This is a genomic window from Microbulbifer variabilis (assembly GCF_020524905.1).
Lineage (GTDB): Bacteria > Pseudomonadota > Gammaproteobacteria > Pseudomonadales > Cellvibrionaceae > Microbulbifer > Microbulbifer variabilis_A.
On the sequence record NZ_JAIVKI010000001.1, the window covers coordinates 434,871 to 453,732 of the forward strand.

Consider the following 18,862-nt stretch of genomic DNA (forward strand, 5'->3'; position numbering starts at 1 on the left):
CTACTTAATAAATAATTAACCGTCTTGAGTAATGGTTATGAAAAAGAAAATTTCTTTAGTGGTCTGCATAAAGTTTTTTGTTACCAGTTTTCTGATTTTGTTTTCGGTATATAGTTTAGCCGCCGATTCTATAGTGATTGACGATGGTGCAGAAAATAATGATGGAAGTTATTCAGTTACAATTACATCGCCAACAATGCCTTCACAAGCTCCTTGCCTTCAAGCCTTTAATTGCAGATGGGAGAACACAATAGAGCTCTTTGAGAGCAAAAATGGAAGTGGAGAACAACCAATTGATAGTGCTATTAGAACCAAATCTAGCTATGGTAGTACGGTTGCAACTTTTGATATTCAAAGAAATGATGGTTCATATAGTTATCGGGCCGAGATTTCAAGGCGTGTTTATGCTGTACCATTCGGAAATAATCCACCGCCTTGGCAAGTTCAGGGGAGCACAACAACAACAACAATAGCCTCTGTTATTGTTGATATTCTAGTAAGACCGGGCACGCCCGTAGTCAATAAGCCATCGGCTAATTTTGACCTTGATGGTGTTTATTTAGTCCAGTGGGGACTTCCTTCTGGTGATGTTTCCTACTATAGGGTTGAAGAGCGTATTAAAGATGAAGATGGATCGATTACTAGAGATTGGTTGCAGGTGCAAGGAGAGGTGTCGGGTGAGTTACGGCAATTTACTACTAATGGAGATACACGAGCTCAAGGATTTACTTACGAATATAGAGTTATAGCCTGTAATAAATTGGAGTGCGGCACTAGCTGGAGTAATATAAAGACCATTCATGTACCTCTAAATGTTGCAGCTGCTGGGCAGTTCCTAGATCCAACAGAAGCTATAACAATTAGGCCTGGTACGATTAGAACGCTGCGGGCTACAGCTACAGATCCTAACGGTATTAGTTCGGCAAATTTTTACTATGGCACTACCGATCTCGGTCAGGCCGATGCTGGTGCAGGGGATTGTTCTGGAGATTCCTCTTGTTTTTATTTAAACCCGTCATTTAATGCAGTAGGGTCAGGAACGCTGAAATTAAAGGTTAGGGACATTTATGGTTATGTCTCGGAGATTACTGGTCACAGCCTAACTGTTGCTGAAAATTCTGATCCGATTGTACTGATCGATGAAGTGGCACTTCCCTCTGAAATCATTGAGGGTAACCCATTAACTCTACGTGCTTTGGTGCAAGATCCAGACGGTAACGAGGATGTTACTGAAGTAACCTTTCTGATTGATGGCGCAGAAGTTGGTAATGGCGTTTATGTTGGCGATCAAGGCCAGTTACAGGTTTGGGAGCGCCCACAGCCTTGGAATGTTCCGATACCGTCGGGAGATTCAATTATTTTTGGTGTCCGTGCCAAGGATAATGAAGGTGGTGAGGCTGAAAGTTATCTCCAACCGAAATCCGTTACTCACTTAAATCCCCCCGAGCCACCTATAAGCTTATCTGTCACAGGTATGACTCTGGAAGGAGACTCCTTCCCTGTCAATAATGGAGATGCCATCACTGGTGCCAGCTTTAGCATCACTTGGAGCCCGGTCGCGGATGCCGATTATTACGTATTACAAGAAGGCGTGAATGGTAGGTTTACTGACTCAACCTGGCACAACCCCCCTGAATCTCTCTCAGTTTTGATTCCTCCATTATCTCATGGTTCCTATCAATATAGAGTAGGTGCCTGTAGACATGAAGTTGGATGCAGTGGTGATGATAATAACTGGAGTCCAGTATTTACAATCCAGTGGGTACAGTATTCACCTTTAACTCCAGAGAATTTTTCAATTACTCCAAAGCTGGCCGGCTTTGATTTCACTGGCAGTCATACGCTGAAATGGGATCCGGTAGTCACAGGCTACAAACCACAGGATTACCGGGTATTTGGTAAGGCTGGAGGCATTGAATCTTCTAGTCCATGGACTGAGCTAGGGCGAATCACGCATTCTGAAGACTCTGGATTTGAACCTGAATTTTCGTTACAAAACCTTGATCCGGGTACTTATAGTTATCAGGTACAAGCTTGTAATGCCGAGCACAGCTGTAGTAACGGAGAATATGTCAGTGTAGATGTGTTATCGCCGGTACTGTATAAAGGTATACCTAATGGTAACACTATAAAATTACAAGGTAGTGGTATTGACCCCGATACGATAATTACTCTGACTGATCGTAAAAACGGAAATCAACAAGTCTATCCAGCCGGCAGTTCGCAAATTACTTGGCACCCCCCCACTGATCAGGATCCAGCAACATACGCCACTATTGTTCTCAGCGACTCGTTGGAGATGGCTCTTTCAGACCAGGGCATCCGTGTGTCCGCCGAGAATGCAAATAGCGCGCGCGCGGGCGTTGATGTTTTTGCTAATGATAAAGTAGAGCGATTAAGCAGAATCGAGTCGGGGCCAACTGTGGGTCCCAATGGCATTATTTATGTTGGTTCGGGTAACAAAGTATTTGCCATCAATCCAGAAGATGGCTCGACGGTACCCGGCTGGCCTTTTGCTACCGAAGACTTGGTTAAAGCAACTCCAGCCGTAGATGCTATTAGTGGCCACATTTATGTGGGTTCACTTGATGACAGCCTCTATGCATTGAGTTCCTCTGGTCTGCAAAAGTGGCGCTTAGCAACTGGTGGAGACATATATGCCTCTGTGGTACAAGATGAGGATCGGAATATTTATCTCGGTAGCATGGATGGCTTCATTTACTCCGTGCAAGCCGAAAACGGTGCTATTCGCTGGACCTATAATGCCGGTGCAGGTATCGCAGAAACGCCTGTGTTGGCGGGCAACGGTATCCTTTATTACACTACTGTTGGTAGTGATCAAGTTTATGCTCTGGGACGCGGCATACTGGGGGTCGATCAGCTGAGTTGGGAAAGTATGGATAATTCCTTACTCAAGGATACTATTGAAGATCTCAACTGGCAGCCGGCAGATATCAACGAACCAGAATATTTGATTACCGCGAGACTGTACCGGTTACTGTTACAACCACCACTGTCATTGTCTCGGGATGTACTCACTTTTTGGACTTACGCCTTATTGAATGGAGCCAGTCCACAGGAAGTGGCCAGTGCCTTCCTGGAATCCGATACTGGAAAATCCAACTTTCCTCCACTTATATCCAATGAAGCCTTTGTGGATGCACTGTATGGCCGTGCATTTCCGGGCATGGATCAGCCTGCATTCGTATATAACGGAACTACTTATACTCGCGGCAGTTTACTCGATGCTATGAATGGGGGTATGACCGCAGCTCAGGTGGCTACAGCATTTGCTCAGTCCGAAGCTTATGTACAGGCTACTTACTCGGTATTGCGAAATTCCTTTGATTACTTTTATACCCAGGATTATTCCTGGGCAGTTTTCGCATGTGATGATCCAGAAGGAACGCCTGAGACTACAGACTGTGATCAAGATGGTTTACCGGATTACTGGGAAATTCTCTTTTTCGGTGATATCACGACTGAGAGCGGAGATACAGATGCTGATGGTGATGGTATTACCAATCAGCAGGCTTTCAATGCCAATATCGATCCCTGCGCTAATCTTTGCTACTACGGGGTTACTAACACTCCCCCTGAACCTGCGGGCAAACCCACGGTGCCTACTAGTGACATCGTTAACTCCGGAGAAGTTGGCAGTCTTCCTGGGCAGTTCCGTGTAAATGAGTCTGGCGCAGCTACGTATCAAATTCCACTGAGCTTGCCGCCAGGTACTGCGGGAGTTTCTCCTGAATTATCACTCAATTACTCAAGCCAGAATGGTAATGGGCTGCTTGGCCATGGCTGGACTCTTACGGGGCTCTCCGCCATTAGCCGCTGCCGCCAAACATTGGCTCAAGATGGCCAGGCAAAACCTATTACTTGGAGTAATCAGGACCGTTTCTGTCTGGATGGCCAGAGACTACTGGTGGTATCGGGTAGCTATGGTGCTCCAGAAAGCGTCTATCAAACCGAAATAGACAGTTTTGTTAGGGTGGTTGCGCGTGGTGGCTCTCTTGGACATCCGGCCTACTTCACAGTGGAGCGTAAGGATGGATCTATTAGTTATTACGGGCATGGCAATAAATCGCAACAGCAACTTGGTTCGAATACCCTCTCCTGGAATATCAGCCGTAGGGAAGATAGTGCAGGTAACCATATAGAATTTGCCTACGAACTAGGAGGTGGACACCGCATTCGCGAAATTTCTTACGGCTATACCGGCTCTGGCAGTAGCGCTGGTGCCAAGGTAGAGTTCGAGTACATAAACCGCACGGACACTATAAGTGGATATCTGGCTGGATATTTACTTGAAAATACCCAGTTAATGACTCGCATTAATGTCTACAACCGTATAGATAGCAATTTACAGGAAGTACACAGTTACGAACTTGATTACCTGGATGACCCCAGGGACCTGGCCAGCCGCTTGGAAAAAGTTCGACTTTGTAGTTACAGTGTTTGCCAGCCTTACACCAAGTTTGATTGGCGATTGCCAGTGCCTGGCAGTATTGCAAGCAACCCGACGGATTTAGTAACACTCAGCTCTCAATCAGATCGCACAGCCGTAGGAGCAAGACCTGCCGATATCAATGGAGATGGGCGCAAGGATATTATTTGGTTGGAACCAGACTGGGATGAAGATGGAAAAATTGATTATCAAATCTTCAAGTATGTGCTTGCTAGCGAAGATGGGTTTGGGGAAGAAAAAATAATATTACAAAATAATGCAGATGTACGTAATCCCTTCCGTTGGGAAATATTGGACTTTAACTTAGATGGCCGTGCGGACTTGGCTTACTATGCGAGCAATGTTGATCAGTGGCGTATTGTGCTGGCTGCACCGGATGCGAATGGCAATTGGAATCTGAGCGGTGCAGCTATAGATCTACAAGGTTTAACCGATGAAGATCTGCGTTTTCTTGATATTGATAGTGATGGTCTTACGGATGCAGTATCGTCCAATGGTTTTTATCCACTAAAACACGATCCAGATAAATCTCCTTCATCTAATAACTATTATCACTTTGGCTCTTTTCAATCTTTTACTTTTAAGGGACTAGAAAGCTGGGATGACCAAACTTCAGGAAGTGTTGAATTTTATTTAGACCCCAATGCTGCTGGAGATTTTGATAACGATGGTCGCGTGGATCTAATTCTATGGCATACAAAGGTAGTGCGTAGTGGATTTGGCTCTGTCCTGTTAAAGCAGTATAGCCGTGCATATAAAGTAACCCTTGATGGAGATGATGATTCTGGATACTCACTAGTTAATCAAGGCAAGGTACTGGATTACCAGCAAGAAGATAGTGATTTTAAATCTAAAAACCGCGGAGGTGATGCTACCGCTCTAGACCGCCACAATGATTTACTACAAAAGCTTCATATAGCCGACATCAATGGAGATGGTTTAGCTGATGTATTACTGGAGGGTAGATTAGGTAATATTGATGATGAAGTTTCAGAATATAGTTATAGCTTGAGCACTGGCCAGGGCCTTACAGAAGAGGTACAGCTTGGTAAAATGCCAGCAAAGGCGCAACTACAATGGTTTGATTACGATAATGACGGTGCACTTGACTTAGTATGGCATGATAAAGATATAGCCAGGATGTATGTACGTCGTTGGCGTAGTATTGATCAGCAATTTAGTACCCCGAATTATTTTTTACAGACCACGGGTAGTGCCAATGCCGCACACATGTTTGTAGATATGAATGGTGATGGTGTTACCGATTATCTGCGTATTGAAGAGGATTTTGCTTATCTTTATTCAGCGATCAACTTCCGAGTGCCGGTCAATGTTATTGAAAAGATAACCAATGGCCTGGGTGCAGAAACTGATATTAATTATGGATCATTAAGTAATAGTGGCCACTATGCTCGTTTAGCCGTGGGATCTACTGTTGAGGATCGCTGCTTTTATGAAACAGAAGTTGATTTGAAATGGTGTGGACAGTTTACAGTGGCAGATACCGCAAGCTTCTATGCTGCTCTGAACGATCAATGGCAGGGTGATCAGCGTCTGGGCAAGCTCTCACCGACTCTTGAATTAATGGGACCCATGTTTGTGGTCACCCGTGTTGATAGTGATGCTCCTACAGGTAATAACATTAATGCTCAGAGTAGTATTAGTTATTACTATGCACAGGCCAAAATGCAGGCTGGGGGGCGTGGTCTGCTTGGCTTTGCTCAATTGCGAACCGTGGATGAGCAAACAGGTGTAGAAACTACCACCTATTACGAGCAGGATTTTCCCTTCACCGGATATCCAAAACGTACTGAAGTTAAAGTACCGAATGGTGGCAACGGTATTCTTATTAGTGAGTCCTATAACAGCTGGCAGCTTAAAAATTGGCAAGATAGCTGGGGAGATTTTGCACGCGAAAATGGTACAGCTGAATTAGGACCATTACAGCCTATCCTTGCGACAAGTGTGGAAAAATCCTATGAGATAGAGAATGAGGGTAATAGCCAGGGAGCACTACTTAAAACCGTTACTACGAATAATAGCTATGATGATTATGGCAACCCATTACAAATCAATGTGACCACTGAGGCAGCTAATGGAGATCGCTTCGCCACCGCTACCACTAATGAGTATGGTCCTGGGACATTTAGCTTTCCAAATTCTAACCGTATTTTGAATGGCTTTGCTGAGTTGGGTCGCTTAACCAAAACCACGGTGGAGCACTCAAGATCTATAGCCGGAATAGGGCTGGATGCTGAAACACGTATTAGCAGTTTTAACTACTACGAGTCTTCGGACCATCGAACAGGTCTGCTTAAAGATGAAATCATAGAGCCTGGTGATCAAGTTTTTGAGATAGCCACCCACTATGACTATGACAATTTTGGAAATAAAATTTCTGTTGAGCAGAATGTTGTCGATGAACCTATACGCAGCACTCGCTTTTATTATCGCGATAATCGTGGTCGTTACCTTGATCGTGAAGAAAACAGCTTAGGCCAAATTGCTTCTAAAGTACTTGCCCGAAATCAATTGGGTCTACCGACTGAAGTACAGGGAATGGCTCTGATTGGTAGTGACCATACGAATATTATGGAATACGATCCTTTTGGTCGACAATACCTCGACTATAGTCCCACAGGTGCGAATACCATTACCCTCCTATCGGCAGCCTCACAACATTGTCCAACCGGTAGTATGTACCAACAGAATGTTACCAAGGGGGGTGGAGCCAGCTCGATTATTTGCTTCGATAAGTTAGCGCGGGAAACGCGTAGTGGAACCGTCGGCTTTGATGGGCAATGGGTTTATAGTGACACGGAATATAATGCCCGTGGTTTAGTGGAACGCAAATCAGAGCCATACAAAGCTGGAAGTGGCACAAAATACTGGACCAAGATGACTTACGATTTGATTGGTCGGTTAGTCGGTACAGATCTTCCAGGTATCAACAGTAACAATGGAACCAGTTACGACCTTTATATTGACTACCAGGGCTTTACTACCGTATCCCTTAATCCAGAGGGGCAAAGCAAAACTGAAACCAAAAATGCTATCGGTGAACTGACCACAGTAGTGGATAATCTGGGTGGGCGATTGGAGTATCAGTATGATGCCCAGGGGAACCTGCGTTATGTACACAAGTTGGGGTCTCCGTCTGATCCCCATAATCTGATTGCTGAAATTAAGTATGACTTGTTGGGCCGCAAGACTGAGATGCGAGATCCAGATAAGGGTTACTGGCAATATGGTTATAACGGGTTTGGCGAGCTGATTTGGCAAAAGGATGCTAAAGGCCAGTTGACAGTTAATACATACGATCTCCTGGGCCGCCAAACTAGTCGTAAAGATTACCTCAATGATTCCTGCAATGATGTTTCTTGCATAGAGGGGGAAACAACCTGGACCTATAATAATAGTTCTGGCTGGAGTAATGTTCCCCCAGGTGCTCTTGAGTATGTGATAGACAGTATTTCCGGCTATGCAAAAATCTATGGGTATGATCAATATGGCCGCCCCAGCGATCAGGTGACGACTTTTGATATCCTTAATACCGGGGATGATCATTATGAAAAAGTCACCTACGATGCCTATGGCCGGCCCTTTCAGCAATTTGATGCTGGTGGTGATGGAACCTGGCGCTCCAGTGCTATCGAAAATCGTTATAACGACTTCGGTTACCTGAAAGAAGTTGTCGATGGTGAAAATATCAACCTGGCATCTGCACAGAAATTCTACTCAGTGCAGGAAATGGATGAGCGGGGCAACATTACTAGGTACCAAAATGGCAATGGAGTGGAAACCTTACGCACCTATGATCCAGCAACAGGGCGGCTTCTGCATCAAGGTGCTTTATCGGGTGGTGTATTCGAGATCCAGAATCAAACCTACTCCTGGGATAGCCTGGGGAACTTAGATTTCCGCCATGATCAGTCAGGGAGCAAAGATTTGTTTGAGGACTTCGATTACGATGACCTCAACCGATTAAAAAGTGCTCAGGTTACCGGCCGCACTGCGCAAACAGTACAGTACGATATCCTCGGAAATATCACCTACAAGTCTGACGTGGGTAACTACTATTATGGTGATGATTCCCGTTGTGCACAGGCCGCTGGTCCGCACGCACTATGCCAGACCAGCCGAGACGGAATTCAAACCAATTATACTTATGATGCCAATGGAAATATGCAAACTGGTGATGGCAGAACCATTCGCTACACCACGTTCGATAAACCTAAATATATTGCCAAAGATGGCCACAGTATTGAATTCAAATATGGTCCCAACCGCAGTCGCTATCTACGTATAGATACTGACAATAGTGGTGGTGTGACAGAAACACGGTATATCGGTAGTGTAGAAAAAATAACAAAGCCCAATGGCGACAGGGAAATCAAACGCTACTTACCTGGTGGCGCGCTGGTTACTATGAGTGTGGAATCCTCTGGAGGGAGTACCAGTCGAGATACACAGTACCTTCATAAGGATCACCTAGGGTCTTTAGATGTAATTACCAATTCCCAGGGTGAAATCTCCGGGTCCTCTGTTGGTAACCAACACCTGTACAGCTTTGATGCTTGGGGTCAGCGAAGAAACGGTCTTGATTGGAGTGTGTTATTAGAGCAGGAGTTGAGTGGCTTCAATACCGGTATTACCACCCGGGGCTATACCGGTCATGAAATGTTGGATCAAGTCGGACTGATTCATATGAATGGACGGATTTATGATCCGAAACTTGGCCGGTTTTTACAGGCAGATCCATTTATACAAGCGGCAACTGATTCACAAATGTTTAACCGCTATAGCTACGTTCGAAATAATCCCTTAAATGCAACTGACCCCAGTGGCTATTTTGTATTTACTCTGGGGGCAATGCTATACGTTGCTCTGGCACAAAGTATTCAATGGTATACAGTCGGATTAATCATGGGGGCCGCTGGCTTCTTGGATGCCATGATGCAGGGGGCCAGCTTTAAGGATGCCCTTAAAGCCGGATTTATTCAGGGAGTATCTGCCGCTGCATTTGCAGCTATTGGACAAGGGGTTATCCCTGGTATTGAGAGTGCTGGGGTACAAGTACTCGCCTCAGGGGTTGTTGGAGGGATAACAAGTGTGCTTCAAGGAGGCAAATTTGGGCATGGCTTTGTTAGTGCGGGTATTGGTGCAGCTGTTGCACCTGGATTAAAGCTGAAAGCAGGCGGGGGTTGGGCAAATGTAGGAAAGGCAGTTGCACGGATTACTATTGCCGGTACCGTTTCGAAAGCGACGGGAGGAAAGTTTGCAAATGGGGCTATGACTGCGGCTATGGCTTTGGTAATGGATTTTAAGAATCAAAATAAAACCCCCGTCACTGATAACTCTAATCCAGAAACCGCTATAGATGAAACTGTATTTATGTTGGCTTCAACGGATGAAGAAATTGCATTACAGCTTGCAAACTCTCAGGAAGCAGTTAAAGCCTGTACTTGGACTGCCGAATGTAAAGCATTGGCTTTAGTAAACTCTGTACATATTGATAATCAAGGGGATATAGGTTCTCTCATTGATGGAGAGAACACCAAAATTGGAGTTTTTTCTTGTAAAGTCACAACATGTTCTGGAGATACTGAATACCTATCAATTAAGGCTAGGGTTACTCACTGGCAAAAAGAAAGAGGAGGTGTTACACCATCCTTAATTCTTTATGGGCAAAAAGACGTTCGTATATCTCCATATCAGATTAAGCCCGTATTCAATATTTTTGAGGTAAACAGCAATAATTATCAAAAATTTAATCATTTTAGTAACAAAGAAAGTTTAGGGGATATTCTGAATGGTGTTGCCCATGAATAAACTGATGTTATTCCTTTTTTGTATTGTGTTTTCTTTCGAGGGTTTGGCTGAAGATTCTTTTATGAGAGAACCTGAAATAGTCTTATCGCTTTCTGAGTGTGCCCATATAGGATGTATTTTTGAAGTTATTCCAGCCTCATTACATACTAATCGAATTTGGGTTCAGTCAAGATTGCCAACTGAGAAAGAAGGTAGTGGAAAATTAAATGGCGTCTATATATTGTTTGAAAATAGCACGGGTGAAAAATTAAAAGTTCCTATAAAAGGATATGTTTCTCAGCCTGATGGAAGTTATTATATTTCTGAATTTGAGGTGAACAAAGATATGTTAAAATATATATTTATCACTTTTATATATGGAGCCGAACAAGGAGGGAAAGAAGAGATTTATCGAATTGTTGGATTAGAGAAATTGCTAAGTAATTAATTTGTATGGAGTGGCTTTCAGTAGGCCTATTTCTATGATGGATAAATACATTGAGAGCATTTGCTTTCAATGTACCTTTCCAAAAATATTTCAGATTCAAGCTGTTATTGCAGTGTTGACTGTTTGGAATCTTAGAGAGTTTTCTTTTCATATGGCTTAGTCAGAGGCTGGTTTATAACTCCCTAACATGAGTGAAATATAAAGAGGGGGCAATAGGAAAACGAACCTATTTTACATTTAAATGTAGTGGTTCAGACTTGATTCGATAGTTACCGTTTTTTTATAAGGTGCTCTGTCAGGTTAAGTTTAGTTTGTAATATTTTCCTTTGATATTTTTTTGCCCTGATGAGTGTAATCATTGTTGTACTATGTGAGCCATTTATCCATCCTCTTTTGAGGATCATCTATAGATCTTGCGGTGCAATGAAGGTTAGTAGAATTCTTAAAAAATGGTTTTATAGAAGCGCTCACAGATACTGATTGTTTATGGACGTTTGATTTTTATCTTTATATGTTCTATCTCGTTTACACTCAGCTATAACTAATAATTTGGCCTAATTCTATCCGGGGAAAAACATATATTTATTAACTTAGAATATCGCTTAGTTTACGCGTTCATTATGCTTGCCGATACTTAGTTTTGTAAGCTTGCTCAAGGCGAGACTCTTGTTATCTATTATAATATACAGTTCCCTATTTTTTGCCGATGGGAGTTCCTTTGGCAGCCCCGCAATTGCCTCTAGCAGTGATCAGCCTTCTCAGGTTGTAAATCAGGTTTCGTTCATTTTCACTTAGTTGGTAGTAGTATGTTAAGGCCCATCGCTTGGTTGGGAGAGATGCCGAATTTGCCAGCTAAGCTCTCCCTTTCCAATTGAACTTATTATCCGAAGGCAAGAAAGTTTATCCAGCCCAGTGTTTATGCCCATTGCCCCAGGTGTTTTCTTTAACACCGAACACATTTCGGATATAGGAGCTGGTATGCTTTTTGGCGTCCGTCCCCACTATATAGCCCAAAAGACCAAATCCACTAATAATTGCTATGTTCGCTGCTAAGTTTGGTGAAAGAAGATCAACAGTTTTGTGTACAGAGGCTATCGCTTTCTCCACCTTATCGAATCCGGTAGCTGCAAGGAGGCCACCTGTTATACCACCGCCAACAGTAAATTTAGACCCAACTACCATAGCTCCATCTATTGCAGCTTGTCTTGCATCGGGATTTTTTAAATCCATTCTATTATGTTTTGATCCTAACCAGCGTATACCCGCAGTTTCACATAGCTCTTTGAGTTTTTCTTCTTTTGTGTTTTTTCCCCGGGGATTAGAAAAGAAAACGCTTTGATTCTCCAGGGTATTTTGCATAGCAACCAATCTAGAAACGCTTGGCTGCTCAATCAGGTGTTGTAGAGCTTGAGCAAATGTGCCAGCGCCTTCGCCGTGTACTAGCCAGTTGATGGTGGCATTATTTGCCTGTGCCTGTTGGATAAGTGCAGCAAGTTTTCTACTATTGGATTTGGTCGAATGATCACGGTTTTGCCAAAATAGAGAGTAGTGTTTATTCCCTATATTTAGATCCTTGGGGTTTAGGGCGGCTTTGTAGGCAGGCACTATATGTTTAATAAGTAATCGGCCTGCCTCTTCCTTATCTTCAAACGAACCACTAACTGCAGCGTAATGGGCATTATTCCAACGGTGATTGTAATCCATCAATCGTAATCGCCTAGAGTCAGTTGTCCATTCTTGCGTTATTCTATCTATTCTCACCCGGTAAAGTCCCGAGCTTTGATCTGTGTTATCTAAGGTATTGTCGCTGGTGACAGCAAGGAAGTGAATGCGAACATCACCTTGCGGAGTAATCAGGTAATTAATTTTTGCTCCGTCTATCTCTAAGTTTTTAGTGCTTAGACTTCTACCTCCGGGGGTCGTTGCTAAACTATAGATAGCTCTTATTAAATTGGTTTTATAGTAGTTGCCAATATACTCATTCTTAATTGTCATCCAAGTGTCGTACAATTGTGAAGATACGAATACATTGCGGTTAATATTAGGACTTTCACCGCTGTTGACAACGGCAATCCAACGAAGTGTATTGTTTTTCATAGCTTGTCCTTGCTTAATGTAAAAATTAATCCAACCAAGCTGGCGGTGGGCTACCGGGCTTGGTAATAATTATATCTTCATCAAACTCACCACCTCTGTGCCACTCTGGATAAACCCAGGGCTCAAGTTCACGTTTAGTACTAGCTTTGTCGTTGGGTCGGTGTCGTTGTACTTCAGCAAGTTGTTTTTTTATGTCTATACCAAGCTGTAAGCTAACGCTATTACAAACTGCATCGCGAATACTATTCATAGCAACTAAGCAGTGTTTAACTGGGGCATAGCCTAGATACCTAAAATTGAGCGTCAGATAGTGGGCTCTATCCAGGGGAATAAAGAAACTACTGGTAAAGTAGGTTTCATGATGGCGGTTGTTTTTTAGAACTTCTGGAGGGTTAAGGCGATGCCTCTCAAGAAAGATTGCTGTAGCCTCACCTAATTTATAGAGTTTCCAATTAACAGGAGCTTTTTGTACATGATCGTTAGGGTTGCCAGGGCCCCAGTAATATAGACAGCGCATAACAACCTGTTCAAAGTGCTTAGGATTTAAGCAGCTCATACTGTAGGGTAGGGTGTCGTGACGATTTAAGATTAGTTTAAAATCAATAGTTCCAATGGGACGGCTGCGCCAGATAGGTCCAAAAATTTCCCAGCTTCGTTCCATTAAGCACTGCCTGGCAACACCTTCACGCTCCATGTCTTCGCAATCACTATCATCATTATAATCACTACCGTCAAAAATATTGATTTTTTCAGGATAGTTCAATTTGAATTCTGCAAAGCTATCGTGACAAGTGTGAGGAGGGAGAAAAAATTCCACGCGGTTTCCTGAGAGATCAATGGAAATCTTCTCCCGTTCATTGCGATGTGGTATATAGGGGTGTCGGCGGGAAGCAAACAGACGCTCTAGCATTTTGGAATAAATCCTTTGAGTACTTGCTAAGCATTATTCTAATCGACGAATATTTTTGATACATTAAAAATCTATCATTAAATTGAGATATCAGTCACATGGAAGTGCCGGAAAATTGAATTTTTTTGTACGATCGTTTTAACAATCCCTAATTGCCACTCTTATTAAGTCATACTTAGCTGTATATAAATGTAGTTACCTCGTTGAGGTGGACCAACTTTTCTACATTCTTGTTCAGTCTACCGGCTCCCGATTTCATCTAAAATTGCTTAATATTTTGGGGTCTATGTACTCCCGTACATACTGCTTTCTCTCCACGCGCTCCAGGTCTTCCCGCTCACAGTCGATTAGGTTTGCCCATTCATCGGCAAGGTGAGCCCCAATAACTGCCAGTTCCTGGCTGGTGGTTTTGTCCTCGGATATCTGGCTGATGCTCTGGAAGAGGGTGCGCAGCTTGTTTAGCGATTCCAGGCTGAGGTATGCGATATTGATTTAACGACCAATGAGGTTGTCGGTTTGAGGGATAGATACGGCTGGGGATTGATTTGCCATGGTTTGGGCTCCTGATATTGGGTGAGCCGCTGCCCATGAGGTGTCAATCTCATTAGGGCGGCGGGCTGACGGGGTTGACACTATCTCTATGAGGAACGGCGGGCACAAGGCCCCCAAAAGCCCACCATAACTGGGGAAGAGTATTGAGGTCTGGGCACAGAAAAATCGGCATACAGGGGTAGGCGGCTTCGGGTCAAATTGTAGTTTTGGGGAGGGGCAATCTCGATTACGGATTTTGTCGCAATGTCTCTAGTATGATTAGTAAGTACTGATCGATTTAATGATACCTAAGGTGTTTGTCGCGAATAAACATGATAGATAGAACTGCAAGATGATTAAGTTAACTATGTAAAAGGCTGGATAAGTTTGCTGATATAGGCTTAGAAGCACCACATAAACAAAAGCCTCCAAAATTTTAGATTTGAGGGGCTTTCGTGGGCTTTCTGAGGCAGCTTTTTAGTGGGGCTGCGGGAGTCGTAAACTTTACTGTAAGTCCTGAAAAATTCCTGTTCGAGGTCATAGGTGTTGTGTTAACCCCGCCATTAGAAAGAACTACTTGTATCGAGCACGTATCTGCCCAGCAGCGGGGCGTTGGTATTTAGTTCAGGTAGTGCACAACTCAGACTGCTTTTTTTAAAAGGAAAAGCTCAAATTCGGTGTCGGAATATTTGACTGTTACCTAGAACGCTTCCTATGTTGCAGTTTTCCAAAATGAGCTCACTAGCTCACTCACCGGCCTTCGAAGTGGATATTGAACAAGGCGCGGAGAAACAACGCTCATATTTTACGGTTACAGGTTTTCCTTATAGAAAGGAATCAATTTAGCCATAGTCAGCGATACAGGTTCAGGTTGGTCATAGAGGTCGTAATGGGAGTAGCCTTCGGCCACGAAGATCTCCTTGTCTTTCGATGTGGCGCGACCGTAGATTTCCCAGCCATCTCGATAGGCTCCGAAAGCCCCAGGCTTATCGCCGATGATTACTAGTAGCGGCTGAGTCAGCAGGCTCTCTGCATTAAGGAATGCATCCCAGCCCATAGCGGCGCTGTTAAATGAAAACAGGCCACTGGTTGCACCGTTCGGTTGTTGGCCGCGCGTAGTCTTGTAGTAGTCCGTTGCTTCCAGCACATCCCTATCGGTGATGCTATTGGCTCGACCTTCTTCCACCGAATCTGGCAGGTAGTCAATGACGTGGCGCTCGGCACCTTGCGCTTCGGCTGTGCGTTGCTTGCCCATGGCTTTTAGGGCAGAAACAGGGTCGAATTCACTAAACCCTTCTCGAATTAGGCGCCCAAAATTCACGCCGGTAATGGAGGCCAGCGCCTTGATGCGGTGATCAGTAATCGCTGCGTGAATGGTGTATCCGCCACCTCCGCAAACTCCAATTGCCCCGATACGGTCCTGATCTACATAGGGCAGTGTTACCAGGTAATCAATAGCAAAGCGGATATCGGAGGTGCGAATCGACGGGTCCTCGATAAACCTTGGGGAACCACCACTTTCGCCTTGAAAGCTGGCATCAAAAGCGAGGGCGACAAATCCGGCTTCCGCAAGTGACTTCGCATAGATATTGCCGGAGGTTTGTTCTTTGCAGCTTCCGATTGGATGCGTGCTGACGATAGCCGGGTATTGCTTCGCTTCATCAAAACCGGGCGGCAGATAGAGGTCAGCAGCTGACTGCCAACCCAGGTTCTGATAGTTCACGTGTTGGATGCTTATGTTGCTCATTTTCATCACCTCGAATTTGAATCCGGGGCACACGCAAAATATGCCCTTTCATAAATTACTCCGAATTAACTTACTTAAGTGTGCGAGCGAAGAACGGGGTCAGTACCGATACCGCTTCGTCCACATACTCGGGCACGTCGTACAGAGACATGTGATTTGCGCCTTTCACAACATGCATGGTCTTGTCGCTGCTAGCTGCGCGGGCGATAAGATCATCACTCATCCATTTGCTCCCCGCCTGGTCGCCGGCAATCGCAAGTACCGGTTGAGTCAGGAAGGCTTCCGCCAGGTTGTAGGCGTCGTAAGTAATGATCTGATTTAGGCTGCGAGCGGTCATGAAACCCGGCGCATTCGGATGCTGGCAACGATCGGTGTGGTAGTACTCCCACGCTTGGCGCAACTCTTCATTGGGAGCATCCTCCTCCCGCATTGGGGCTAAGGGTAGGGTGCCAAGTTCATCGCTGCTGGCATCGCTCGTGCGTGCGTCGGAGCCCGCTACAACATAGGGCAGCGCGTCGGCATCCCTGACGTTGTTCTCCCAGCCGTTGCGGAACATCTGCCCGATATTCACAGCACTGACGGTTGCCAGGGATTTGATACGGCGATCAGTAATCGCGGCATTGGCGGAATAGCCGCCGCCAGCACAGACTCCCATGGCGCCGATACGGCTGTTGTCGATGTACGCTAGAGTGGTCAGGTAGTCGATCACGGCACTGACATCCTCAGTGCGGATGTAGGGGTTTTCCAGCTGACGCGGCGTACCAGTGCTTTCCCCCTGGTAAGACGCGTCGTAAGCAATAGTGACGATGCCACTCTCTGCCAGTCGCTTGGCATAGAGGCCCGCTGTCTGCTCCTTAACACCTCCACCGGGATGGGATACCACGATTGCGGCATACCGCTGGCTTTCATCAAAGTCGGCAGGGAAGTACACGTTGGCGGCGATAGTGACGCCCTGGCCGTTGAGGTTCTTGATACTGATGCTTTTCATACTGGCAGCTCCGGTCTAAGTGTTGTTGAGCGGTTGTGCTCAGACACAGGGAATACTAACGATGGGCCCTCTTTAGAAAAACGTGCTAAAGACAGCATCAGTGTTAAGTACAGGTTAACAATATGGCTCTCGATCCCTCGCTGTATCCTTCTCTAGTGTGGTTCGTTCGCATAGCGCAGCACAGCAGCATCACCAAGGCCGCGACAGAGGGTGAGGTATCCCGCGCAGCCTTGTCACAGCACTTGAAATCACTGGAACAACAGCTGAATGTGCGGTTGCTGAATCGCAGCACGCGCAGTATGTCGTTAACAGAAGAGGGGCAGCGGCTATTTAATGTACTTGCCCCGGCCATTGAGTCGATTGATCGAGCAGTTGGCGAAGCGGGGGAGGCTCAGGCAGAGCCTTCCGGGGTGATACGTATCGATACCTCCCGAGTGGCAGCCAGGCTTTTACTCGAGCCGAAGATGGAAGTGTTGCTGGCTCGCTATCCCAAATTAAAATTGGAATTGGTCATGAACGATGGCTTTTCCAATATCATTTCCAGTGGCATGGATGTCGGTATTCGCTTGGGCGAAAGTGTCGATGAGCATATGGTGGCTGTACCAGTAACACCACTGATGTCTATGGCGGTCGTTGGTTCTCCAGAATATTTCGCCAAACACGGCACCCCGGAAACGCCCGATGATTTGCTGAAACACAATTGCCTCGCCTACCGTTTTACTTCTAGTGGGGTCATCGACCGCTGGTCCTTTACTTCGCCCGATGTTGACAAGCGCACTCTGGTTTTCGAGCCGAAGGGTAATGGGGTGTTTAATGATGATGAAAGTATGCTGCGCGCCGCGCTTCACGGTGTTGGCCTCGTAAAGCATCTAGATTTATGTGTACAACAGCATCTTGCCGACAAGTCGTTAGTTCGGGTGTTGCAAAGCTGGTGCAAGCCATTTCCTGGCTTCTTTCTGTATGTTCCCTCTAGAGCGCAGATGCCCGCTAAGATTCGGGTGTTAATTGATTTCCTGATTGATCAGCGCGATGAGTTTGAGAGCGGTTAGCGGTCCAAGTCCCTGGGATGGTATGGCGGGAGTCGAAAATTGGCCTAAGTCCTCGCACATAATTATTTTTAGATTGTCTGTATTTTAAAGCCTCACAAATAGCCTCACTACTTAGCAAACTAACCCTTCAGCCTAGCGCGCTTAAGAGAGTTATCCTTGGGCGCGGAGGCTCCGTTTGCGGCTGGTTTTTTTGATCAGAGAAAGGGCTGAAATTTAGGGCTCTCTCGGGTAGAAGGAGGCTTTTACTTCTCGGTGCTCACGACCAGGATTACTTATTTTACTCAATACATTGAAATGCCTGGGTAGGCTCAAGATTAATGGAAAACTTTTTTTGAGATTAGATTTAAGAAGTTTTTTAAGAGAGTTGATAAAGATTCCTGGCTGGCAAAGGAGGAATGATTTTGTACAGGCAATAAAAAAGGCCAACCTTGCGGTTGGCCTTTTTCGATTTGGTGGGATGGCGGGAGTCGAAAAACACACATAAACTATTGATATATTTAGATTAAATTTTCGTAAATTTTGATAACCCGTCAAAAAACCCGTCCATTAGGGTGAACTACCGGGCCTGGTGGCTATTTTTCAAACAGGCACGTATTGCGCAAGGTGAAGGTTGACTGGTGCTCCAGCGAGTTGTTCTAGACCCCATACTGATGCGAAAAAAACCTTTATCGGTGTCAACAATTGTCAACAGGTGAGAGGCTCCCTGGATTGTGGAAAAACCTTCTCACTATAGAGGGGCTTGTTTTCTTGCTGTGTTGCCCTCATTCAGGCTAGGCAAGAGGGATTTGTGAGAGCTGCTAAGACCTGGTG

General features: G+C 45.1%; 7 protein-coding genes. 3 read left to right on the top strand and 4 right to left on the bottom strand.

The genetic code is table 11. From position 1 onward, the window contains the following. The first annotated feature begins 37 nt into the window (after positions 1–37). Both LC073_RS01815 and LC073_RS01820 read left to right on the top strand, forming a co-directional pair. On the top strand, positions 38–10,303 hold the full coding sequence (locus LC073_RS01815) for an RHS repeat-associated core domain-containing protein (protein WP_226642772.1): 10,266 nt from the start codon (positions 38–40) through the stop codon (positions 10,301–10,303). Next, entirely contained in the window at positions 10,296–10,730 is a 435-nt protein-coding gene (locus tag LC073_RS01820; protein WP_226642773.1) for a hypothetical protein, read from the top strand. Before LC073_RS01815 ends, LC073_RS01820 begins: the two co-directional genes overlap by 8 nt. 900 nt (positions 10,731–11,630) lie before the next feature. On the opposite strand, the gene LC073_RS01825 is transcribed toward LC073_RS01820, so the two are convergent. The 4 genes from LC073_RS01825 to LC073_RS01840 all read right to left on the bottom strand — a co-directional run bounded on the left by LC073_RS01825 (position 11,631) and on the right by LC073_RS01840 (position 17,003). Then, complete coding sequence (locus tag LC073_RS01825) at positions 11,631–12,827, bottom strand: hypothetical protein (protein ID WP_226642775.1); 1,197 nt, start codon at positions 12,825–12,827, stop codon at positions 11,631–11,633. Between the two features lie 25 nt (positions 12,828–12,852). Then, positions 12,853–13,644 (bottom strand): hypothetical protein, encoded by a 792-nt coding sequence (locus tag LC073_RS01830; RefSeq protein WP_226642784.1) that lies wholly within the window; start codon positions 13,642–13,644, stop codon positions 12,853–12,855. Between the two features lie 1,435 nt (positions 13,645–15,079). Next, positions 15,080–16,015, bottom strand: a complete 936-nt coding sequence (locus tag LC073_RS01835; protein ID WP_226642786.1) for an alpha/beta hydrolase — start codon at positions 16,013–16,015, stop codon at positions 15,080–15,082. 70 nt (positions 16,016–16,085) lie between these two features. Next, positions 16,086–17,003: an alpha/beta hydrolase gene (locus tag LC073_RS01840; RefSeq protein ID WP_226642788.1), complete on the bottom strand. Its 918-nt coding sequence runs from the start codon at positions 17,001–17,003 to the stop codon at positions 16,086–16,088. A 122-nt stretch (positions 17,004–17,125) separates the two neighbouring features. Here LC073_RS01840 and LC073_RS01845 point away from each other — a divergent pair, with 122 nt between their 5' ends. Continuing rightward, a complete protein-coding gene (locus LC073_RS01845) occupies positions 17,126–18,052 on the top strand; it encodes a LysR family transcriptional regulator (RefSeq protein ID WP_226642790.1) in 927 nt (308 codons plus the stop codon). The last annotated feature ends 810 nt before the right edge of the window (positions 18,053–18,862 follow it).